This window comes from Alteromonas sp. G5_S2_22_S1 (assembly GCF_054968525.1).
Genome location: NZ_JBQKUJ010000050.1, coordinates 1 through 864, shown reverse-complemented (window position 1 = coordinate 864; position 864 = coordinate 1). Strand labels below are relative to the sequence as shown.

Here is an 864-nt window from a genome sequence, read left to right as displayed (position 1 = left end):
AACGCGCAGTTAACACTCGCTTTCGCTACGGCTCCGCTATTCGCTTAACCTTGCTACTAAATATAAGTCGCTGACCCATTATACAAAAGGTACGCAGTCACCCCGAAGGGCTCCCACTGCTTGTACGTATACGGTTTCAGGTTCTATTTCACTCCCCTCACAGGGGTTCTTTTCGCCTTTCCCTCACGGTACTGGTTCACTATCGGTCAGTTAGGAGTATTTAGCCTTGGAGGATGGTCCCCCCATATTCAGTCAAGATAACACGTGTCCCGACCTACTCGATTTCACTGTAAAGCACGCTTTGTGTACGGGGCTATCACCCTGTATCGCTCCTCTTCCCAAAGGATTCCACTACACACTAAACAGCTTAAGGGCTGTTCCCCGTTCGCTCGCCGCTACTAGGGGAATCTCGTTTGATTTCTTTTCCTAAGGGTACTTAGATGTTTCAGTTCCCCTCGTTCGCCTCGTTACGCTATGTATTCACGTAACGATACCTGTAAACAGGTGGGTTTCCCCATTCGGACATCTGTGGCTCAAATGCATTTTGTCGGCTCACCACAGCTTTTCGCAGACTTACACGTCCTTCATCGCCTCTAACTGCCAAGGCATCCACCGTATACGCTTCGTCACTTAACCATACAACCCTAAAAAGCCTTGAGTATCGGCCTCATGTCCGCCTTTTGAAATCGGACAAGGGTAATGTTGTATGCATGACAAGCTAATCGGAAGAATTGCCTTGCTATCAATCAATGTTGATAACAAGCAATTCAAGTCAAGTAGAGTAAAAAGTACGTCTTTCGACTTCTCAGTTACTCAATTTTGATTGATTACTATTAATATCAGCTTTCCAAATTGTTAAAGAAC

General features: G+C 45.8%; 1 rRNA gene. It reads right to left on the bottom strand.

Features of this window, described 5'->3' with window-relative positions:
* Positions 1–636 (bottom strand): 23S ribosomal RNA (locus tag ACTRWF_RS19630); the annotation flags it as partial.
* Positions 637–864: the final 228 nt, after the last annotated feature.